Source organism: Caulobacter sp. DWR2-3-1b2 (assembly GCF_049896345.1).
In the GTDB taxonomy this organism is placed as follows: domain Bacteria; phylum Pseudomonadota; class Alphaproteobacteria; order Caulobacterales; family Caulobacteraceae; genus Caulobacter.
The window spans coordinates 65,625-84,580 of record NZ_JAFCUC010000008.1 but is presented as its reverse complement, the minus strand read 5'-3'; the positions used below and the strand labels follow the sequence as shown (position 1 = coordinate 84,580).

The 18,956-nt window shown below is 70.7% G+C and carries 22 protein-coding genes; 18 read left to right on the top strand and 4 right to left on the bottom strand.

Going from position 1 to position 18,956, the window contains the following annotated elements; translation table 11 throughout:
- Positions 1 to 17: 17 nt before the first annotated feature.
- Positions 18 to 425, bottom strand: a complete 408-nt coding sequence (locus ACP694_RS18565) for an endonuclease domain-containing protein (protein ID WP_426014914.1) — start codon at positions 423 to 425, stop codon at positions 18 to 20.
- An 81-nt stretch (positions 426 to 506) separates the two neighbouring features.
- On the opposite strand from ACP694_RS18565, the gene ACP694_RS18560 reads away from it, so the two are divergent.
- The 10 genes from ACP694_RS18560 (at position 507) to ACP694_RS18515 (ending at position 6,361) form a co-directional block, all read left to right on the top strand.
- A complete protein-coding gene (locus ACP694_RS18560; RefSeq protein ID WP_426014912.1) occupies positions 507 to 1,706 on the top strand; it encodes a phage portal protein in 1,200 nt (399 codons plus the stop codon).
- Positions 1,707 to 1,862: 156 nt separating this feature from the next.
- A complete protein-coding gene (locus tag ACP694_RS18555; RefSeq protein ID WP_426014910.1) occupies positions 1,863 to 2,111 on the top strand; it encodes a hypothetical protein in 249 nt (82 codons plus the stop codon).
- Entirely contained in the window at positions 2,108 to 2,527 is a 420-nt protein-coding gene (locus tag ACP694_RS18550; RefSeq protein WP_426014908.1) for an HK97 family phage prohead protease, read from the top strand. Before ACP694_RS18555 ends, ACP694_RS18550 begins: the two co-directional genes overlap by 4 nt.
- Positions 2,528 to 2,684: 157 nt before the next feature.
- The gene (locus tag ACP694_RS18545) at positions 2,685 to 3,923 is read left to right on the top strand and encodes a phage major capsid protein (RefSeq protein ID WP_426014906.1); all 1,239 of its coding nucleotides are present in this window, start codon (positions 2,685 to 2,687) and stop codon (positions 3,921 to 3,923) included.
- A gap of 138 nt (positions 3,924 to 4,061) precedes the next feature.
- Positions 4,062 to 4,346, top strand: coding sequence for a head-tail connector protein (locus tag ACP694_RS18540; RefSeq protein WP_426014904.1), 285 nt, complete (start codon positions 4,062 to 4,064; stop codon positions 4,344 to 4,346).
- Entirely contained in the window at positions 4,343 to 4,759 is a 417-nt protein-coding gene (locus ACP694_RS18535) for a DUF3168 domain-containing protein (protein ID WP_426014902.1), read from the top strand. Before ACP694_RS18540 ends, ACP694_RS18535 begins: the two co-directional genes overlap by 4 nt.
- Before the next feature lie 154 nt (positions 4,760 to 4,913).
- Positions 4,914 to 5,330 (top strand): phage major tail protein, TP901-1 family, encoded by a 417-nt coding sequence (locus ACP694_RS18530; RefSeq protein WP_426014901.1) that lies wholly within the window; start codon positions 4,914 to 4,916, stop codon positions 5,328 to 5,330.
- Positions 5,331 to 5,361: 31 nt separating this feature from the next.
- Positions 5,362 to 5,652: a GTA-gp10 family protein gene (locus ACP694_RS18525; RefSeq protein ID WP_426014900.1), complete on the top strand. Its 291-nt coding sequence runs from the start codon at positions 5,362 to 5,364 to the stop codon at positions 5,650 to 5,652.
- Entirely contained in the window at positions 5,649 to 5,834 is a 186-nt protein-coding gene (locus tag ACP694_RS18520; RefSeq protein WP_426014898.1) for a phage tail assembly chaperone, read from the top strand. Before ACP694_RS18525 ends, ACP694_RS18520 begins: the two co-directional genes overlap by 4 nt.
- Positions 5,831 to 6,361 carry a phage tail tape measure protein gene (locus ACP694_RS18515; RefSeq protein WP_426014896.1) on the top strand — a complete coding sequence of 177 codons (531 nt, stop codon included), beginning with the start codon at positions 5,831 to 5,833 and terminating at the stop codon, positions 6,359 to 6,361. Before ACP694_RS18520 ends, ACP694_RS18515 begins: the two co-directional genes overlap by 4 nt.
- Positions 6,362 to 6,412: 51 nt before the next feature.
- On the opposite strand, the gene ACP694_RS18510 is transcribed toward ACP694_RS18515, so the two are convergent.
- Together ACP694_RS18510 and ACP694_RS18505 are read right to left on the bottom strand one after the other, a co-directional pair.
- On the bottom strand, positions 6,413 to 6,871 hold the full coding sequence (locus ACP694_RS18510; RefSeq protein WP_426014894.1) for a DUF805 domain-containing protein: 459 nt from the start codon (positions 6,869 to 6,871) through the stop codon (positions 6,413 to 6,415).
- Positions 6,872 to 6,963: 92 nt separating this feature from the next.
- Entirely contained in the window at positions 6,964 to 7,938 is a 975-nt protein-coding gene (locus tag ACP694_RS18505; protein ID WP_426014892.1) for a hypothetical protein, read from the bottom strand.
- A 65-nt stretch (positions 7,939 to 8,003) separates the two neighbouring features.
- Here ACP694_RS18505 and ACP694_RS18500 point away from each other — a divergent pair, with 65 nt between their 5' ends.
- The 5 genes from ACP694_RS18500 (at position 8,004) to ACP694_RS18480 (ending at position 14,702) form a co-directional block, all read left to right on the top strand.
- Positions 8,004 to 8,633, top strand: coding sequence for a phage distal tail protein, Rcc01695 family (locus tag ACP694_RS18500; RefSeq protein WP_426014890.1), 630 nt, complete (start codon positions 8,004 to 8,006; stop codon positions 8,631 to 8,633).
- Positions 8,633 to 9,283, top strand: coding sequence for a baseplate hub protein (locus tag ACP694_RS18495; protein ID WP_426014889.1), 651 nt, complete (start codon positions 8,633 to 8,635; stop codon positions 9,281 to 9,283). The genes ACP694_RS18500 and ACP694_RS18495 overlap by 1 nt, the downstream gene beginning before the upstream one ends.
- 131 nt (positions 9,284 to 9,414) lie before the next feature.
- Complete coding sequence (locus tag ACP694_RS18490) at positions 9,415 to 9,858, top strand: NlpC/P60 family protein (RefSeq protein WP_426014888.1); 444 nt, start codon at positions 9,415 to 9,417, stop codon at positions 9,856 to 9,858.
- Positions 9,859 to 9,872: 14 nt separating this feature from the next.
- Entirely contained in the window at positions 9,873 to 13,691 is a 3,819-nt protein-coding gene (locus tag ACP694_RS18485; protein ID WP_426014887.1) for a baseplate multidomain protein megatron, read from the top strand.
- An 81-nt stretch (positions 13,692 to 13,772) separates the two neighbouring features.
- Positions 13,773 to 14,702 (top strand): DnaJ C-terminal domain-containing protein, encoded by a 930-nt coding sequence (locus tag ACP694_RS18480; protein ID WP_426014886.1) that lies wholly within the window; start codon positions 13,773 to 13,775, stop codon positions 14,700 to 14,702.
- Between the two features lie 11 nt (positions 14,703 to 14,713).
- On the opposite strand, the gene ACP694_RS18475 is transcribed toward ACP694_RS18480, so the two are convergent.
- Positions 14,714 to 16,015 carry a hypothetical protein gene (locus ACP694_RS18475; RefSeq protein WP_426014884.1) on the bottom strand — a complete coding sequence of 434 codons (1,302 nt, stop codon included), beginning with the start codon at positions 16,013 to 16,015 and terminating at the stop codon, positions 14,714 to 14,716.
- A gap of 221 nt (positions 16,016 to 16,236) precedes the next feature.
- Between ACP694_RS18475 and ACP694_RS18470 the strand changes: the two genes are divergently transcribed.
- The 3 genes from ACP694_RS18470 to ACP694_RS18460 all read left to right on the top strand — a co-directional run bounded on the left by ACP694_RS18470 (position 16,237) and on the right by ACP694_RS18460 (position 18,854).
- Positions 16,237 to 16,554 (top strand): PepSY domain-containing protein, encoded by a 318-nt coding sequence (locus ACP694_RS18470; RefSeq protein ID WP_426014882.1) that lies wholly within the window; start codon positions 16,237 to 16,239, stop codon positions 16,552 to 16,554.
- A 13-nt stretch (positions 16,555 to 16,567) separates the two neighbouring features.
- Positions 16,568 to 17,248 carry a response regulator transcription factor gene (locus ACP694_RS18465; RefSeq protein ID WP_426014880.1) on the top strand — a complete coding sequence of 227 codons (681 nt, stop codon included), beginning with the start codon at positions 16,568 to 16,570 and terminating at the stop codon, positions 17,246 to 17,248.
- Between the two features lie 217 nt (positions 17,249 to 17,465).
- On the top strand, positions 17,466 to 18,854 hold the full coding sequence (locus tag ACP694_RS18460; RefSeq protein ID WP_426014878.1) for an ATP-binding protein: 1,389 nt from the start codon (positions 17,466 to 17,468) through the stop codon (positions 18,852 to 18,854).
- Positions 18,855 to 18,956: the final 102 nt, after the last annotated feature.

Here is an 18,956-nt window from a genome sequence, read left to right as displayed (position 1 = left end):
CCCCACAGGGGGAGGACTTAGAAGCGGAAATCCTCCCCCTGTGGGGGAGGTGGCCCGAAGGGCCGGTGGGGGGAGTGTTCCTGCATGTCCGTGCGGATCGCCGCGACCGCGCTATCCACGTCGTCCAGCACCCAACGAGCGGGAATTCGGAGCGTTCGCACACCCCGTTCCGCCATCCAGGCGTCACGGATGGCGTCGCGCTCGGGCTGGTCGCCGACCTCGTGCGCGTAGCCGTCGATCTCGACCGCCAGCCGCGCTGAAACACAGAAGAAGTCAAAGACGTAGGGTCCCATCGGATGTTGGCGGCGAAACTTCAAACCGTCGAGCCGAGACCCCTTCAGGGCTGACCACAGCACTCGTTCCGGCAAGGACATTTCCTTCCGCAGCTCACGCGCTCGGGCCACGTAGGCCTTGGGTTCTCGCATGTCGTTTCACGCCCCCCACCGGCCTTTGGCCGCCTCCCCCACAGGGGGAGGACCTGATGTTGATCATCCTGCATCTATACCATGTTCCCTCTTCGTTCTCAACCTCCGAGGCGCCCCATGCCCCTGTTCAAACGACGACCGCCCCCCGTGGCGCCGGAGGCCAAGGACTCCCGCGCCGCTCGGCTGATCGCCATCACCGCGGCGGGCCAACCGCGCTGGACGCCGCGGGACTATGCCGCCCTGGCGTCCGAAGGCTTCGCCAAGAACCCCATCGCCTATCGCTGCGTGCGGATGATCGCCGAGGCCGCGGCCTCGGTGCCGCTGACCGTCTTCGTCGAGGGCCAGCGGGCCGACGACCATCCGCTACGGGCGCTGCTCCAGGCCCCCAACCCCGAACAGGGCGGGCCCGACCTGATGGAGGCGTTTTTCGGCAATCTGACGGTGGCCGGCAACGGCTACCTGGAAGCCGCTCAAGGGGGAGAGGGCAGCGACGTCCCCACCGAGCTCTACGCCCTGCGGCCCGACCGGATGACCGTGGTGCCCGGCCCGCGCGGCTGGCCGCTGGCCTATGACTACCAGGCCGCCGGTCGCACGGCGCGGATCGGGCGCGACGCCGCCGGCTGGCTGCCGGTGCTGCACCTCAAACTGTTCAACCCCACCGACGATCACTACGGCTTTTCCCCGCTGGAGGCGGCGGCCTTCGCCATCGACGTGCACAACGCCTCGGGGGCCTGGAACAAGGCCCTGCTCGACAATAGCGCCCGGCCGTCCGGGGCCCTGGTCTACGCCAACCGCGACGCCGGCGACCGACTGAGCGCCGAGCAGTTCGAGCGGCTGAAGGCCGAGCTGGGCGACGCCCATTCCGGGGCCGCCAACGCCGGCCGGCCGCTGCTGCTGGAGGGCGGGCTGGACTGGCGGCCGATGTCGCTGAGCCCGGCCGAGATGGACTTCATCGCCGGCAAGCACGCCGCCGCCCGCGAGATCGCCCTGGCCTTCGGCGTGCCGCCCCAGCTGCTCGGTATTCCGGGGGACGCCACCTACGCCAACTATCGCGAGGCCAACGGAGCGTTCTGGCGCCACACCGTCGTGCCCCTGGCCGAGCGGGCGGCGCGGGCCCTGTCGGTGTGGCTGGCGCCGAAGTTCCCCGGCGCGAAGATTGCCTGCGACCTGGACGCGGTCCCGGCCCTGTCGGCCGAGCGCGACGCCCTGTGGGCGCGACTGGAGGGCGCCAGCTTCCTCACCGACGCCGAGCGGCGGCGGCTGGCGGGGCTGGAGGGATAGTCCTCCCCCCGTGGGGGAGGTGTCGGCGAAGCCGACGGAGGGGGGAGGGATCGGAGGCCAGCCGCCTCCCGGATCAACGACCCCAACACTCCCCCCACCGGCCTTCGGCCGCCGCCCCCACAGGGGGAGGACCTTTCCGATCAACCGGAGACACCCATGACTTCACCCCCGCGCTGGCGGCTGGACCGCCAGGTCTCGGTCGCCCTACTGGTGGCCATCGCCTTGCAGGCCGCTGGCGCCTTGCTGTGGACTGGCCGGGCCAGCGCCCGCATCGACAATCTGAGCCAGCGGCTAGACGCCCAGACCCCGGTGGCCGAGCGCCTGGCCCGGTTGGAGACTCAGGCCGAAGCCACCCGGGCCTCGCTGGCCAGGATCGAGACGAAGCTGGATGGAGGTCAGCCATGAAGGACGACCTCCAAATCCAAGGCCACGCCAGCCTGTTCTGGACCCGCGACCTCAATGACGACGTCACCGCCGCCGGGGCCTTCGCCGCCAGCCTGGCCCGCACCGGCCCGGCCGGGGTCAAGATGCTGCACCAGCACGACGACGCCGAACCCGTCGGGGTCTGGGACGAGATCGCCGAGGACGCCTCGGGCCTCTACGTCCGTGGGCGGATTCTCCGCACGACCCCGAGGGGGAGGCTGGTCGCCGCCCTGGTCGAGGCCGGGGCGCTGGACGGCCTCTCGATCGGCTTCCGCGCGGTGAAGGCCAGACCCGACGACACCGGCCGCCTGCGCGTGCTGCGCGAGGTGGAGCTGTGGGAAGTGTCGATCGTGACGTTCCCGATGTTGCCGGGGGCGCGGCTCAAGCGCGTCGGCTGAGGCCCAGAATTCCTCCCCCCGTGGGGGAGGTGTCGGCGGAGCCGACGGAGGGGGGAGTGATCCGCCGCTCCAAAACTCCCCCCACCGATCGCTTCGCGATCGCCTCCCCCACAGGGGGAGGACCTTCTTTCTGACCTTTCAAAAACCGGAGATCCCCATGAAGGAAACCAAGCAGGCCTTGGCCTCGCCGGAGGCCCGCGCGGCCTTGCACGAAGTGCTGGCGGCGTTCGAGGGCTTTAAGGCCGCCAATGACCAGCGGCTGGCCGCGCTGGAGACCAAGCGGGCCGACGTGCTGTTGGAGGAGAAGGTCGCCCGCATCGACGAGGCCGTCTCCAACGCCCAGGCGCGGCTTGACCGCGTGCTGTCTGACGCCCGGCGGCCCACGCTTGGCGGTGACGCGCCGCTGGCGCGGGTCGACGAGCGCAAGGCCGCCTTCGACCGCTATATCAAGACCGGCGAGACGCCTTCCGCGTCCTTGGCCTCGCTGCTGGAAGCCAAGGGCCTGTCGGAGGGCGTGGCCACAGCCGGCGGCTATGTGGCGCCGCCCGAACTGGAACGCCAGATTCTGCGGCGCCTCCAGGCCACGAGCCCGATGCGCGACATCTGCCAGGTGCGCACCATCGGCTCGGGGACCTTCCGCAAGCCGGTCTCGACCGCCGGTCTTGCCGCCAGCTGGGTGGCCGAGACCGCTGCGCGGCCGGAGACCACCCCGCCGACCCTGGACGTCATCGACTTCCCGGCCGGCGAGCTCTATGCCAGCCCCGCCGCCACCCAGGCCCTGCTCGACGACGCCTATGTCAATATCGACGAGTGGCTGGCCGAGGAGGTGCAGGACGCCTTCGCCGCCCAGGAGACCGCCGCCTTCGTCAGCGGCGACGGGGTCAACAAGCCCAAGGGGCTGCTGGCCTATGTGGCCGCCGCCGACGCCTCCTACGCCTGGGGCCAGATGGGCTATCTGGCCACCGGCGTGGCGGGCGCCTGGCCGGCCACGAACCCGACCGACAAGCTGATCGACCTGATCTATGCGGCCAAGACCCAGTACCGCCAGAACGGCCGCTTCGTGATGAACCGCCGCACGGTCAGCGCGGTGCGCAAGTTCAAGGACGCCCAGGGCAACTACATCTGGAACGCGGCCCTGCAGCCGGGTCAGTCGGCGTCCCTGCTCGGCTATCCGGTCACCGAGATCGAGGCCATGCCCGATGTCGCGGCGGGTAGCCTGGCCCTGGCGTTCGGCGACTTCGAAAAGGGCTATCTGATCACCGACCGGGCCGGGGTGCGGGTGCTGCGCGACCCCTATTCGGCCAAGCCCCACGTGCTGTTCTACACCACCAAGCGGGTCGGCGGCGGGATCCAGAACTTCGACGCCATCAAGCTGCTGAAGTTCGCCGTTTCGTAGGCCCTAACACTCCCCCCTCCGTCGGCTTCGCTGACACCTCCCCCACGGGGGGAGGACTTCGCGACCAAGCTCCTCCCCCCGTGGGGGAGGTGGTCCGAAGGACCGGAGGGGGGAGTCCCTTCCTTTAGGAATCCCAACATGCCCCTCTCCACCACCCTGGCCGAGGCCAAGGGGTTCCTGCGCGTGGCTGACGCCACGGAGGACGCCCTGGTCACCCTGCTGATCGACGCGGCCGAGGCGCGCGTCGCCGCCGCCACGGGCCTGGTCCTGGCCCCCGCCAGCCCCGCGCCCCTGCGGCTGGCGATCCTGACCCTGGTCTCCCACGCCTATGAGCACCGGGCCCAATCTTCCGAGACAAGCGCCGAGCCGCCGCTGGGGCTGGTCGAGCCGTGGCTGGCCCCCTATCGGACGGCGCGGCTGTGAGCGGCCCCGGAAATTTGGGTCCCGACGCGGCCCTGGCCGCCGCCCTGGTCGCCACGCTGAAGGCCGCCCCGGCCGTCACCGTCCTGGTTGGCCAGCGCATCTATGTCGATCCGCCGCGCAGCCCGACCTATCCCTGCGTGCTGGTCGGCCGCCAGGAAAGCCGGCCGGCGGGACCCGACGCCGACGCGCTGGAGCACTTGGTCACCGTAACCGCCGCCTCGCGGTTTGGCGGACCGGAGGAGGCCCGCGCCCTGACCGCCGCCGTTCGCGCCGCCCTGCACAACGCCGCCCCGGCCGTCGAGGCCCGGCGGCTGGTCACCCTGCGCGTGACCTATGCCGACGTCTTCCGCGCCGCCGACCGCGAGCTGTCGCTCGGGGTGCTGCGGGTGCGGGCGGTGACGGAAGGCTCCTGATCCAGACTTGCCCCCACCTGACCGCTTCGCGGTCGGTCCGCCCCCATAGGGGGCGGAGCCCAAGCGCGCGAACTCTTCCCCCTCTGGGGGAAGACGGCCGAAGGCCCGTAGGGGGCAAGTGTTCGCCGCAATCCTCGAAAACCGGAGATTCATCATGGCCGCCCAAGCCGGCAAAGACATCCTGCTGAAGATCAGCGACGGCGCGCCGACGCCGGTCTTCACCACCGTGGCGGGCCTGCGGGCTCGCACCATCAGCCTCAACGCCAAGACCATCGACGCCACCGACGGCGACAGCACCGGCCGCTGGCGCGAGCTGCTGGCCGGGGCCGGCGTGCGCTCGGTCGCCGTCTCCGGCGCGGGGGTGTTCCGCGACGCGGCTTCCGACGCGATGGTGCGCGACAGCTTCTTCGCCCAGACCGCCCGGGTCTGGCGGCTGGTGATCCCCGACTTCATCCAGCTGGAAGGGCCGTTCCTGGTCGCGGCCCTGGAATATGCCGGCGAACACGACGGCGAGGCGGCCTTCGCGTTGTCGCTGGCCTCGGCCGGCGCGGTGACGTTCACGGCGATCTAGGACCCGCAAGTGCGCCAGTGAAAGGACTTCCATGCCCACCCCCAACCCCACTCGCGGCGAAGTCTCCGTGCCCCTGGCCGGGACCCCGCGCCGCCTGTGCCTGACCCTGGGCGCCCTGGCGCGCATCGAGGCCGCCCTGCAACTCGACGACTGGAGCCAGCTGCCCGACCGGTTCGGCCGGATGTCGGCCACCGAGCTGACCGCCGTGCTGGCCGCCCTGCTCGAGGGGGGCGGCGAGGACCCGGATGTGCTGACGGCCCAGCCCGTCACCCTGCCCGAAGCGGTCGCCGCCGTGGCCGCCGCCCTGGCGGCCTGCGCGTGAGCCCGCGCTGGGCCGACGCTCTTCGGCTGGCGACCCTGCGCCTGGCCATCGCCCCCGAGGCCTTCTGGCGGTTGTCGCTGCCCGAATGGCGGGCCCTGACCGAAGCGCCGGCCGCGCTGGTCCTGACGCGGGGCGCGCTTGACGCCCTGCTGAACCGCTTTCCCGACGAGGAGACCCGATGAGCGAGTTCGACCTTGATGGCCTCGACGCCATCCCCGCCCGCGCCACCGAGGCCGCCGCCGCGCTCGCCGCCCTGAAGGCCCCGGCCGAGCAGGCGGCGCGGAGCATAGACGAGGCCTTCGCCAAGGCCGGCACGGGCTTGGTCCGCTCGCTGGCCCACGCCGCCGCCGACGGCAAGATCAGCCTGGCCGAGCTCGCGCAAGCGGTGCTGCAGGCGGTCTCGGCCGGGGCAGGCGGCGGACAGGGGAGCGGCCTGGCGGCGGCCCTGGCCAGCGCCGTCGGCTCCATATTTTCTGGAGCGAGGGCCGACGGCGGGACCGTGAGCGCCGGCGGCGCCTATCTGGTCGGCGAGCGCGGCCCCGAACTGTTTCGTCCCGCGACCGGCGGCGCGATCGAGCCGGTGGGCGGAGGCGGGGTGAATGTGACAGTCAATGTCCAGGGCGGCGACGTCGCTGGCCTGGCCCGCTCGGACGCTCAACTGGCCCAGGCCCTGGCCCGGGCGGTCAGCCTGGGCGCGCGGCGGCTATAGGGATTATTTTCACCGCTCATCCCGGCGAACGCCGGGATGAGCGGCTTATTGTTACACCAGCACCGGCGTCAGCGACGGTTCGCCGTAGCGGTTCTCGTCCCGCTGGCCTTCGGCGGTTCCCACCCACAGGGTGAAGCCGACCAGCACCACCAAGGCGATGGCGAGGCTGACGAACAGGCCGCCGACCCCGGCCAGGGCCAACAGGCCCGCGTCACCGTTCATCATCTCGGCGGCGATGGCGCCGAAACCGATCGAGATGGCCGAGGCGACCACCAGCACGGGACCCAGCAGGATCGGCAGCAATTGCCACCAGCCGGTGCGGCCCATGTCGTGCAGGCGCTTGGTGTAGATACAGACGCCCGCGAAGCTGGCCGCCAGGCCGATGGCCCAGCCGATCAGCGGAATCCAGCCCGCGACCATGTGCGCGCCCAGCAGCATCAACCAGCCGATCCAGAACGTCTGGCGGCCGATACGGCCCTCGGCGGTGAAGAAAAGCGATTTCCAGTCCATGTCATTCAGCTCCCAGCTTGGGGAGAATTTACGGCCGCCCCGCTCGCGGTTGAAGTGAATTGCAAGTCATGACGCGGGTTTAACTTCGCGGCCTATTCGAGTTGCTGGCCGGGAGGGGCGGGCGAGGCGATTGGCTCCCCTAGCGCCACCCAGATTCCGTAGCCGAGCCAGAACACAGCGAGGACGCCGGCGGCAAGGCTGATCGCCAGCATCCAGATAGCCGGAAAGGCAAGGCTCTCGACCAGCGGTTGGTCGAGAAACAGCCGGTTTCCGAGCACCAAGGCCGTTGAGATCGTGGCGACCGAGAATCCGATCATGGCGATCAGACTGCCTGGTCCGCGCCCCGCGTCACGCAGGCGCTTCAGATACAGACAGATGATCACATAAGAGACGAGCAGGAGCAGGAGAGGCACGCCGCCCCGCCTCGCCAAGGCCGTGGAGAACGACAGCATGGTCGGCGCAAAGAACAACGTGGCGTGAAGTGCCAACTCGCCCAACACGAAGGCGCGGCGGCCAGCACGACCGCGCGGGTCCAGAACTACTCTCAGCCAGGTGAACGGGCGCCATTGCTCGGGCGAGAGGGGGCTGATCCCCACCCAGATCGTGAAGCCAAGACCAAGGCCGGCCGTGATCGCCGCGTCGACTGCGATGGGCAGGATCATCGCCACATCGTCGTCGTCAAAGAGATCGTAGATCCACAGTCCTACGAGCCCTTGAACGAGCAATTCAGCCAAACCGAGAGCGATTAGTGGGCCGGCGCTCTTACGAGCGTCGCGCGATCGCTTCAGCATCAGGCATGCCGAGGCGTAGAGACGCGCCGTAGCGATGAGGATCGACGCCACCAGCGCGACGCTTGGAGGGCTGGCCGTATAGACATGACCGGTGATGTCGGCGGTGATAAGGGCCTCGCCGATCGCGGGAAGCACCGCCGACGCCGAGGGAAGACCTAGCGACGCAAGTGCGAAGCTGAGGGTCAGACTGATCACCGCCAGCTGAAGCAGACCGGACCAGAAGGTGCGCCGATCTATCGCGCCGCGCGGATCGAACAGCAGAGGCAAGACAGGCATCAGGCGGCTCCTCAAGATGCCCGCCGAACATAAGTGAATAATCACTCACACGCAAGGAGCCATCCATGGCCTTCCATGAAGCGCGCCTGCCCGCGCGGCTGGCGTTCGGCTGCGCCGGCGGCGTCGAGCGGCGGACCCAGGTCACGACCCTGGCCTCCGGATTCGAGCGGCGGTCCAGTCCCTGGGCCCAAGGGCGACGGCGCTACCTGATCGGCACTGCGGCGCGACCGCTGGACGACGCCGCCGCCCTGGTGGCGTTCTTCGAGGAACGGCGAGGGCGGCTGCATGGCTTCCGGTTCCGCGACCCGGCCGACTGCCGGTCGTGCGCGCCGTCGGCCACGCCGGCGGCGGCCGACCAGGCGATCGGGGTCGGCGACGGGGGTCGCAAGACCTTCGCCCTGACCAAGACCTACGGGACGGGCGCCACGGCGGTGGTCCGGCCGATCGCCAAGCCTGTGGCCGGCACGGTCAAGATCGCGGTGGCGGGCTTCGTGCTGGGCCCTGCGGCCTTCGCGGTCGATACGGTGACGGGCCTCGTGACGCTCGCGGTCGCCCCGGCCGTGAGCGCGGCGGTCACCGCCGGCTTCGAGTTCGACACGCCGGTGCGTTTCGACAGCGATCGCATCGACGTCACCCTGGAAAGCTTCAACGCCGCGCGGGTCGGCGCCGTGGCCCTGGTCGAGGTGCGGGTCTGATGCGCGCGGTTCCCAACGCCTTGGCCGCCGCGATCGAGAGCGGCGCGGCCAGCCTGTGCCACGTCTGGATCCTGACCCGCCGCGACGGCGTCGTCCTGGGCTTCACCGACCATGACCAGGACCTGATCGTCGAGGGCGTGACCTGCCGGGCCGCCACCGGCTGGACCGCCGGGGCCAGCGACACGGCGGCGGGCTTCGCGCCCGGTCTGGCCACGGCCGTCGGAGGCTTCGACGACGCGGGGCTTTCCGAGTTGGATCTGGCGGCGGGCCTCTATGACGGCGCCCGCGTCGAGTGCCGGCGGATCGACTGGTCGGCGCCGAGCCTGTTCGTACGCCTGTGGCGCGCCACCGTCGCCGCCGCCAAGGTCCAGGGCGGAGCCTTCACGCTGGAACTGGAAGGACCGCTGGCGGCGCTCGACCGCGTGGCGGGCCGCACCTTCGGACGGTCCTGCGACGCGGCGTTCCGTGACGCCCGCTGCGGGCTCGATGCGGCGGCCTTTCCCGGCGCGACCTGCGACAAGCGGTGGGCGACCTGCTGGGAGACGTTCGGCAACGGCGTGAACTTCCGGGGTTTTCCGACGGCGCCGGGCGAGGATTTCCTGACGCTGTATCCGTCCGAAGGCGAGCGCAATGACGGGGCGCGGCGGTGATGGAACACACTTGCCCCCATCTGGCGGCTTCGCCGCCTGTCGCGGCGGGGGGGCGGAGTTTCCGCTGCGTCAGCGGCGGAGCTCTTCCCCCTCTGGGGGAAGACGATCGCGAAGCGATCCGTAGGCGGCAAGTGATCGCCGCCGAAAACGTGGCAAGCCATCTCGCCCTGACCGAAGCCCGCCATTGGCTCGGCACCCCCTACCAGCACCAGGCCAGCCTGCGCGGCGTCGGCTGCGACTGCCTGGGTCTGATACGCGGCGTCTGGCGCGCCCTGCAGGGCGCCGAGCCGGAAACCCCGCCGCCCTATCGCCCCGACTGGGCCGAGCTGGGCGGTCGCGAACTCCTGGCCGAGGCGCTGGCTCGGTCGCTGATCCCGCTGGACCTCGCCGCCGCCCGGCCGGGCGACGTGCTGCTGTTTCGCATGGCCCCCGACGCCCCCGCCAAGCACTGCGCGATCCTGTCGGCGGCCGACCGGATGATCCACGCCTATTGGGGCCGCGCCTGCGTCGAGAGCTGGCTGGGGCGCTGGTGGCGAGCGCGGCTGGTCGCGGCGTTCCGCTATCCGTCAATCTGAAGGAGACTATCCCCATGGCTCAGGTCATCCTTTCCGCCGCCGGCGGCGCGATGTTCGGTCCGGTCGGGGCGGCGGTCGGGGCGGTGCTGGGATCGGTGATCGACCAGGCCGCCCTCGACGCCCTGACCCCGGCGCGCCAGGTCGGTCCCCGTATCCCGGACCTGCGCCTGACGGGCGCCGCCGAGGGCGCGCCGATGGCCGCCGTGTTCGGCCGGGCCCGGGTGGCCGGCCAGGTGATCTGGGCGGCGCGGTTCAGGGAACGCTGGGTCGACGGTCACGCGGGCGGCGGCGGAAAAGGCCCGCGCACCACCAGCGCCGCCTATAGCCTGTCGTTCGCCGTCGCCGTCTGCGAAGGCCCGATTGACGGGATCGGCCGGGTCTGGGCCGACGGCAAGCCGATGGACATGGCCGGCGTCCTCATGCGCGTTCACACCGGCGCCGAGGACCAGGCGCCCGACGCCCTGATCTCGGCGGTGGAGGGGGACGCTCCGGCCTATCGCGGCACGGCCTATGTCGTGTTCGAGGACCTGCCGCTCGGCGCCTATGGCAATCGCCCACCGCAGCTGTCGTTCGAGGTGTTCCACAGGCCGCGCGCCAGCGGCGCGGCTGCGGGACTGGAGGAGCGCCTGAAGGGCGTCTGCCTGATTCCCGGGGCCGGCGAATTTGTCTACGCGACCGACCTGGTCTTGCGCCGCGACGGCCTCACCCGCACGTCGGCCGAGACCCTGAACAACACCGAGGGGCTCGCCGATCTGGTGGTGTCGCTCGATCAGTTGCAAGCGCAACTGCCCAATGTGGACGAGGTGACCCTGGTGGTCGCCTGGTTCGGCGACGACCTGCGCTGCGGGTCGTGCGCGATCCGCCCCAAGGTCGAGACGGCGACCAAGGCGACGATCCCGTTCGAATGGCGGGCGGGAGGCCTCGATCGCGCTGACGCGGCGGTGGTGTCCTCGCATGGCGGAGGTCCGGCCTATGGCGGCACGCCGGCCGACCGGGCGGTGCTGCAGGCCATCGCCGAACTGAAGCGACGCGGGCTGCGGGTGACGCTCTATCCGTTCGTGCTGATGGACATACCGGCCGCGAACGCCTTGCCCGATCCCTATGGCGGCGCGGCCCAGGCGGCCTATCCGTGGCGCGGCCGGATCACCTGCCACCCCGCCGCCGGCCGCGCGGGCTCGCCCGACAAGACCGCCGCCGCGACGGCCCAGGTCTCGGCCTTGTTCGGCGCGGCCACGGCGGCCCAGTTCGGGGCGGCCGAAGGTCTTCCGGCCTATAGTGGCCCGGTCGGAGACTGGGGTCTGAGGCGGATGCTGCTCCACTACGCCAAGCTGGCCCAACTGGCGGGCGGGGTGGACGGCTTCATCCTGGGTTCCGAGCTGCGCGGTCTGACCACGGTGCGCGACGGGATCTCGTCCTATCCAGCCGTGAGCGCCCTGAAGGCGCTGGCGGGGCAGGTGCGCACCCTGCTCGGACCAGCCGCGAAGCTCGGCTATGCCGCCGACTGGAGCGAGTATTTCGGCCACCGGCCCGGCGACGGCAGCGGCGACCTGCATTTCCATCTCGATCCCTTGTGGAGCGACGGCAATATCGATTTCGTCGGCGTCGATTTCTACCCGCCCCTGGCCGACTGGCGCGACGGCGAGGCTCATCTCGACGCGGTCGCCGGCCACAAGGGGCCGCACGACCTCGCCTATCTGAGACAAAGCCTGGCGGGCGGCGAGGGCTTTGACTGGTTTTACGCGAGCGACGCCGCGCGCCTGGTCCAGACGCGAACGCCAATCAGCGACGGCGCCTATGGCGAGCCCTGGGTCTACCGACCCAAGGACCTGCAGGCCTGGTGGAGCCACCAGCACTTCAACCGCCCCGGCGGCGTCCGGGCGGCCAGTCCCACGGCCTGGGTCCCCAAGTCCAAGCCGTTGCGGCTGGTGGAGTTCGGCTGCGGCGCGGTCGACAAGGGCGCCAACGCGCCCAACCTGTTCGTTGACGCCAAGAGCGCCGAGAGCGCCCTGCCGCCGTTCTCGGATGGAACGCGTGACGAGGTCGGCCAGCGCCGGGCGCTGGAGGCGGTGCTGGCCCATGTAAGCGACCCGGCCGCCAATCCCATGTCGCCGGTCTATGGCGGGCCGATGATCGACCGCGCGGCGGCCTGGTGCTGGGACGCGCGGCCCTTCCCCGACTTCCCCGCCCGGGCGGGCGTCTGGGCCGACGGGCCCAACTGGACGCTGGGCCACTGGCTGAACGGCCGGGCCGGGATTGCGCCGCTGCCCGAATTGATCGCCGCCCTGGCTGACCGGGCGGGGGTGACGCTCGATCCGGGTGAGGCCGGCGGCAGCGTGATCGGCTACGTGGTCGACCGGCCCATGCGGCTGCGCGACGCCCTGGCGCCGCTGCTGGGGGCCTTCGCGCTGGACGCCGTCGAGCGGCAGGACGGCGTTGTCCTGGCCGGCCGTTGCGGCCCGCCGGCCTTGACGCTGGGCGACGACGACCTGGCCTGGCCCGAGGATCGCGAGGCGCCGACCGCGACGGGCCGCGCCCTGGCCGCCCCGGTGCGGGCCCTGCGCCTGCGCTTCATCGACGCCGCTCGCGACTACCAGACCGGCTCGGTGATCGTCCGCCGCGAGGTGGGGGAGGGCAACGCCGATCTCGACGTCCCGCTGGTGTTGAGCGCCGCCGAGGCCCGCGCCGTGGCCCGGCGTCGCCTGGCGGCCACCGATCCGCGCGACGCGACCGTCCACCTGTCGCCCCTGGCCGCCCTGCGCCTGGAGCCCGGCGACCGCCTGGCCTTGGACGGCGTGACCTGGCGCGTGGCGCGGGTCGATCTCGACGAGCATCCCCGTGTGCGACTTCTGCCCACGGCCCCACCCGTCGCCCTGGACGGCGACCTCGACTGGTCGCCTGCGCCGCCGCGCGAGACGTCGGGGCCGCCGATGCTGCACATACTGGACCTCCCCGGACAGGATGACGACCGGCCGCTGGTGGCGGTGGCCGCCGCGCCTTGGCGGGCCTTCGACATCCATGCCGGCGCCGGGCTGGCGTCCCTGCGGGCGCGGGCCAGCGCCGCCGTGCCCGCCACGGTCGGAGTCACCCTGTCGGACCTGCCGGCCGGCCCCCTGCACCGCTTCGACCGCGCCAACCGGCTGACTGTCCGGCTGGAGGGCGCCGCGCCTCAGGGCCGCGATCGCTCGGCCGTGCTGGCGGGCGCCAACGCCATCGCCGTGCGCGGCGCGGGCGGGGAATGGGAGGTGATCCAGTTCCTCGACGCCCAGGCGGTTGGCGATGATCGCTGGACCCTGTCTGGCCTGCTGCGCGGCCAGGGCGGCAGCGAGTCGGCCATGGCGGCGATCAATCCCGCCGGTGCGGCGGTCGTCGTACTGGACGCCGCCCTGGCGCGGGCCGACCTGTCGTCGTCGGAGCGCGGATTGCCGTTGGTCTGGCGCGCGGCCCCAGCCGGCGGCCCGGCCTCGGGACCGGCGATGACCGAGGTCGTCGCCACCTGGCGCGGCCTCTCGAACCGGCCGTGGTCGCCGGTCCACCTGAAGGTCCGCAATGCGAGCGTCGACTCGCTGGTCAGCTGGATTCGTCGCACCCGCGTGGCCGGCGACGGCTGGGAGGCCGAGGTCCCTTTGGGCGAGGAGCGCGAGGCCTGGCGGGTCGAGATCCTCGACGGCGAAATGGTGGTCCGCACCGTCGAGACCGCCGCGTCTGCCTTCACCTACACCGCCGCTCAGCGGGCCGCCGACTTCCCCGCTGGACCGACCGGCCTGGTGGCTGTCAGGATCGCCCAAGGCTCGGCCCTGTTCGGCTGGGGCGCGTCAAGCAGAGTGTTGCTGTGATATTAATGCAACATAACGCTTGCGCGCGGCGGCAAACGGCCTAATTGAGGCGTCCCCGGTCTTTCGAAGTGAGGAGCCTCCTTGGCGCGCGACCCCTATACGGAACTTGGCGTTTCCCGCACCGCCACTGCGGCCGAGATCCGCAAGGCGTTCCACAAGCTGGCCAAGGCGCACCATCCGGACACCAATCCGGGCGACAAGAAGTCGGAGGAGCGCTTCAAGCAGGTCACGGCCGCCTTCGACATCATCGGCGACGTCGACAAGCGCAAGAAATTCGACGCCGGCGAGATCGACGTCGATGGTCGCGAGACCGCGCGCGGCGGCTTTGGCGGGGCGGGCTCGCCGTTCGGCGGCGGCTTCAATCGAGGTCGCCCAGGGGCGGGCGGCGGCGACGGCCCGGAGATCGACCTCAACGACCTGTTCGGCGACATCCTGGGCCGTAATCGCGGCGCTGGCGCCGGCGCCGGCAGTTTCGGCGGCGGTTTCTCGCCCAAGGGCGCCGACGTGCGCGCGCGTCTCGACATCGACCTGGAAGAGGCGATCAAGGGCGGCAAGAAGCGGGTGGCCTTCTCCGACGGCCGGACCATTGACGTGACCATTCCGGTTGGAGCCCAGGAGGGCCAGACCCTGCGCCTGAAGGGCCAGGGCAGCCCCGGCCGAGGCGGACAGGGCGACGCCCTGATCGAGCTGGCCATCAAGCCGCACCCGATCTATCGCCGCGAGGCCGACACCCTGGTCATGGACCTGCCGATCTCGGTGCCTGACGCGGTGCTGGGCGGCAAGGTCGAGGCCCCGACGCCCGACGGCCCGGTCACCCTGTCGATTCCCAAGGGCTCCAACACGGGCGCCAAGCTGCGGCTCAAGGGCCGGGGCCTCTCCGACGGCAAGGGCAAGCGCGGCGACCTGTTCGCGCGGCTGGTGGTGACCTTGCCGGAAACGCCGGACGCCGAACTGGAGCAGTTCGCCGAGACCTGGCGGACCCAGAGGCCCTACGCGCCGAAGCGGCGGTAGGCGCTTTCGGCCTAGCCTTTCCCGGCCGGCAGCACGGCCTTCTTCACCAGATACGCCCCCTGACCCAGGCCGAAGATGGCCAGCAGGGCGGAATCGACGTCGGGCAGCAAGATGTCCCTGGCGATGTCGAGCAGCAGCATCACGTGGATGCTGGACACCGCGAAGATGCCGGCCGCCACCACGCTGATCAGGATCATCTGGAAGTCGCCCAGGTCGGTCTCGCCCTCGCCGTTCTTGAAAAGGTCGAGGAGCCTGGCCTTGACCGTTCCGGCCGTCGCAGCGGGCATGTCCTTGGCCGCGGGGGTGTTGGCCGCCCTGTTCGCCAGCAGCGCCGCCGAGGTCGCGGCGACGGTGGCCACCTGCACGGCGGTCGTGGCGCTCAGGGTCGCGCCGGCCACGGCCGGATCGCCGGCGTCAAGATTGGCCACGGCGGCGGTCGAGCTGTTGGCGGCGTCGGCGGCCGTCTTGGCGGTGACCGCGGCGGTCTGGGCGTCGGCATTGGCCGTGTCGCTGGCGGCGTTCTGCTTTTGGGTGGCGACGAGTTTCGCGCCGCCGAAGGTGACGGCGCTCAGTCCCGTCAAGGCCAGCACATTCACGGTCAGGCCGATCCCGCTGATGAACTCGGCCCCCAGCAGCAGGACGCGCAGCATCAGCATCGAACCGTAGGCGATGGCGACGACGCCAAACCACAGCGCCAGCTGGAACTGCGAGTTGCTCAGCCGTCCGTCGTGGCCGGTGATGAACCGCAGCGGCTTGCCGCCCGAGGCCAGGAAGGCGACCGACAGCAGGGCCGCCGTCACGCCGCAGACGGTCCAGCCGACCATCCACGGGTCGACCGGTCGCGCGATCCCGGTGATCTTCATGACCTTGGTCGCGGTCACCGGATCATCGACATCGATCCAGACGAGGTCGGCCCTGCCAGGCCTGGGCGGGATGATCCGCTTGTTGGCCCCTAGCCGCAGCGCCTGCTTGTCCGCCTGATTAACCACCAGCATATCGAAGGCCGGATAGCCGCCGTCGGGCTGGAACCGGATCGAATCGAAATTGGCGGCCTTGGCGGGGACAAGCTTGCCGTCCGGGCCCGGCAGCGCCTTGAGGCCAACCCCGACGATCGCGCCCGAGAATTGACTGAACGTCAAATTGGCGGGTGACGCTGGCGGCGTGGCCGTACCCGAGAGGGCCGGGGCGAAGGGCAGGGCGACGGGCGGGGCGACGGGCGGCGGGGCAGCCCGGGCGTGGGCGGCGCCGGCCAGAAAGGCGCCCAGGACGACGGCGGCCACAGCCACGCGCCAGGATGTCATGACCAGTCGCATCGCTCCCTCCCCAGAAAACCTTGCCGAGCTCTCCGCGATTTTACGCGCGAAGATTGCACTCTAGAATGGCCCAGTTTTCGTGACAAGCGGCTCGGCGGCGCGAGAGACAGCCCCTGGACGCGAAGGGCTTGGCGCCTGTCCGGCCGTGACAGAACGACGCGACCCGTCCATAACGGCCGTGTTCAGCCTCTATTCAGCCGCGAGGCTCTAAAACCGAGCCCATGAAGCCGATCAACATCCTTTTCGCCGCCCTGCTGGCCGCCTCCGCCCTGCCGGGCGTGGCGTCGGCGCAGCGCGGGCCGGACTCGCTGGGCGCTGACTGGCGCGCCCGGCAGGATCAGGCGCGGGGCGGCGTTCAGTCGGGCCAGCTGGTGCCACTGGGCCGGGTGATCGAGCAGATCGGTCGCCGCACGCCGGGCCGCGTGCTCGACGCCGGCCTCGAAGGCTCCAACTATCGCGTCCGCTGGGCCACCACCGACGGCCGCCGCATCGACTTCATCGTCGACGCGCGGACCGGCCAGATCCTCAGCGCCAACTAAGGTTTCCTGTTCCATGCGCATCCTGCTTGTCGAAGACGATCCCGACCTGTCGCGCCAGCTGAAGCTGGCCCTTGGGGACGCGGGCTACGCCGTCGATCAGGCGCCGGACGGTGAGGAAGCCCAGTTCCTGGGCGAAACCGAGCCCTATGACGCGGTCATCCTCGATCTCGGTTTGCCCAAGGTGGACGGCGTGTCGGTGCTGGAGCGCTGGCGGCGCGGCGGCGTGGCCACGCCGGTGCTGATCCTCACCGCGCGGGGTTCGTGGAACGAGAAGGTCGCGGGCTTCGACGCCGGCGCCGACGACTACCTGACCAAGCCGTTCCATACCGAAGAACTGCTGGCCCGCCTGCGCGCCCTGCTGCGCCGCTCGGCCGGCCACGCCTCGCCCAGCCTGTCGTGCGGCGGCCTGCGCCTGGACCCGCGCGCCGCCCGAGCCAGCGTCAATGGCGAACCCTTGCGCCTGACCTCGCTGGAATACCGCCTGCTGCACTACATGATCATGCACCAAGGCCGGGTGATCGGCCGCACCGAGCTGGTCGAGCACCTGTACGACCAGGACTTCGACCGCGACAGCAACACGATCGAAGTGTTCATTGGCCGGCTGCGCAAGAAGCTGGGCAGCGACCGGATCGAGACCGTGCGCGGCCTGGGCTATCGCCTGACGCCGCTGGAAGGCGAGACGACAGAGGGTTAGAGCCTTCGCCAATTCGTTTTGGCCCGGCCCAAATCTCCGCTCATCCCGACGAAAGTCGGGACTCACGCTGAGGCGGGGTGTTGGATCAGAGCGAAACCGCGAGGTTCGGCTTGAGTCCCGACTTTCGTCGGGATGAATGGAAAAAGGGGGGCGAGGTGAGCGAAACGGAAAAGCGTCCCGAGCCCCTCATCGTCCCTTCAACGGGCTTGCGCTAGCCATGTGGGACCTCAGCAAGCACTCGCTCGTCCGTCGGCTGGTGCTGCTGGCCGGGGTATGGAACCTGGTCGTGCTGCTGGTGGCGGGCGTTTTCCTGACCGCCCAGTTCCGCGACTCGGCCATCCGCCGCTTCGATTCCGCCCTGACGGTGCTGACCGACGATCTCTATGCCAGCTCCAGCGTCGAGGACGGCGTGGTCAAGGCGCCGTTCCTGACCGACATTCGCGCCACCCGGGTCTATTCCGGCCGCTATTGGCAGATCCTGGAAATGCGGCCACAGGGCCTGCGAATAATCGACCAGTCGCGGTCGCTGTTCGACAGCTCGCTGACCATCCCCGGCGCCCAGGCCGAGCGGCTGGCCGCCGCGCCGGGCAAAACCCTGTTCTTCGACCTGATGGGACCGCAGAACGCGCGGCTGCGAGCCGCCGCCATCCTGACCCGCCTGCCGGGCTATCCTCGCCCCGTGGTGTTCATCGCCGCCGAGGATCGGGCCCCGATCGACCGTGACGCCGACATCTTCGCCCGCAACACAGCCATCGCGTTGATCCTGCTGGGCGCGGGCCTGGTGTCGGCGGTGGTGGTGCAGGTGCGCGTCGGTCTGTTGCCGCTGTTTCGCCTGCGCCGCGAGGTGGGCGCCGTGCGCCGTGGCAAGGCCGAGCGGCTGGAGGGCGTCTATCCTGAGGAACTGGCGCCGCTGGCCGGGGAGCTAAACGCCCTGCTGACCCATAACCAGGAAGTCGTCGAGCGCCAGCGCACCCATGTCGGCAACCTGGCCCACGCCCTGAAGACCCCGCTGTCGGTGATGCTGACCGAGGCCAGCCAGCAGCCTGGCAGCCTGGCCGAGGTGGTCGAGCGCCAAGCCGCCACCATGCGCGAGCAGGTCGATCATCACCTGCGCCGGGCCCGCGCCGCCGCGCGCTCCCAGACCTCGGGCGAACGCACGCCCGTCGAGCCGATCATGGACGAGCTGGCTGCCACTCTGGAGCGGATCTTCCAGGACAAGCCAGGGGGGCGGGGCGTCGAGATCGACTGGCGCTGCCCCGACGACCTGGCCTTCCAGGGCGAGCGTCAGGACTTCATGGAACTGGCCGGCAATGTCATGGAAAACGCCTGCAAGTGGTGCAAGGCCAAGGTGCGGGCCGAGGCCGTGGCCAGCTCGCCCGAGCAGTTGACCCTGACCGTCGATGACGACGGCCCCGGTCTGCCCCCCGACCGCTGGATCGACGCCCTCAAGCGCGGCCAACGCATGGACGAGCATACGCCAGGCTCGGGCCTGGGTCTGTCGATCGTCGACGAACTGGCGCGGGCCTATGGCGGCTCGGTGACCCTCTCGGCCTCGCCGCTGGGCGGGCTACGGGTGACCCTGGTGCTGCCGCGCTCGGAGGGGTGAACCTCTTTCCTCACCCGTGAAACGGGGGAGGTGGCGCGGCGCCGATAGGCGAAGTGACGGGGGGGCGGTCCCAGATTCCATCGGCGACGCCCGTTGGATCAG

What these genes read in the sequence shown, in the direction of transcription:
- ACP694_RS18540 (WP_426014904.1), top strand. Translation starts at nt 4,062, where the DNA reads ATGCCCCTCTCCACCACCCTGGCCGAGGCCAAGGGGTTCCTGCGCGTG.
- ACP694_RS18560 (WP_426014912.1), top strand. Translation starts at nt 507, where the DNA reads ATGTTCCCTCTTCGTTCTCAACCTCCGAGGCGCCCCATGCCCCTGTTC.
- ACP694_RS18510 (WP_426014894.1), bottom strand. Translation starts at nt 6,871, where the DNA reads ATGGACTGGAAATCGCTTTTCTTCACCGCCGAGGGCCGTATCGGCCGC.
- ACP694_RS18475 (WP_426014884.1), bottom strand. Translation starts at nt 16,015, where the DNA reads ATGCGACTGGTCATGACATCCTGGCGCGTGGCTGTGGCCGCCGTCGTC.
- ACP694_RS18485 (WP_426014887.1), top strand. Translation starts at nt 9,873, where the DNA reads ATGGCTCAGGTCATCCTTTCCGCCGCCGGCGGCGCGATGTTCGGTCCG.
- ACP694_RS18470 (WP_426014882.1), top strand. Translation starts at nt 16,237, where the DNA reads ATGAAGCCGATCAACATCCTTTTCGCCGCCCTGCTGGCCGCCTCCGCC.
- ACP694_RS18500 (WP_426014890.1), top strand. Translation starts at nt 8,004, where the DNA reads ATGGCCTTCCATGAAGCGCGCCTGCCCGCGCGGCTGGCGTTCGGCTGC.
- ACP694_RS18525 (WP_426014900.1), top strand. Translation starts at nt 5,362, where the DNA reads ATGCCCACCCCCAACCCCACTCGCGGCGAAGTCTCCGTGCCCCTGGCC.
- ACP694_RS18495 (WP_426014889.1), top strand. Translation starts at nt 8,633, where the DNA reads ATGCGCGCGGTTCCCAACGCCTTGGCCGCCGCGATCGAGAGCGGCGCG.
- ACP694_RS18465 (WP_426014880.1), top strand. Translation starts at nt 16,568, where the DNA reads ATGCGCATCCTGCTTGTCGAAGACGATCCCGACCTGTCGCGCCAGCTG.
- ACP694_RS18555 (WP_426014910.1), top strand. Translation starts at nt 1,863, where the DNA reads ATGACTTCACCCCCGCGCTGGCGGCTGGACCGCCAGGTCTCGGTCGCC.
- ACP694_RS18505 (WP_426014892.1), bottom strand. Translation starts at nt 7,938, where the DNA reads ATGCCTGTCTTGCCTCTGCTGTTCGATCCGCGCGGCGCGATAGATCGG.
- ACP694_RS18515 (WP_426014896.1), top strand. Translation starts at nt 5,831, where the DNA reads ATGAGCGAGTTCGACCTTGATGGCCTCGACGCCATCCCCGCCCGCGCC.
- ACP694_RS18460 (WP_426014878.1), top strand. Translation starts at nt 17,466, where the DNA reads ATGTGGGACCTCAGCAAGCACTCGCTCGTCCGTCGGCTGGTGCTGCTG.
- ACP694_RS18545 (WP_426014906.1), top strand. Translation starts at nt 2,685, where the DNA reads ATGAAGGAAACCAAGCAGGCCTTGGCCTCGCCGGAGGCCCGCGCGGCC.
- ACP694_RS18550 (WP_426014908.1), top strand. Translation starts at nt 2,108, where the DNA reads ATGAAGGACGACCTCCAAATCCAAGGCCACGCCAGCCTGTTCTGGACC.
- ACP694_RS18565 (WP_426014914.1), bottom strand. Translation starts at nt 425, where the DNA reads ATGCGAGAACCCAAGGCCTACGTGGCCCGAGCGCGTGAGCTGCGGAAG.
- ACP694_RS18530 (WP_426014901.1), top strand. Translation starts at nt 4,914, where the DNA reads ATGGCCGCCCAAGCCGGCAAAGACATCCTGCTGAAGATCAGCGACGGC.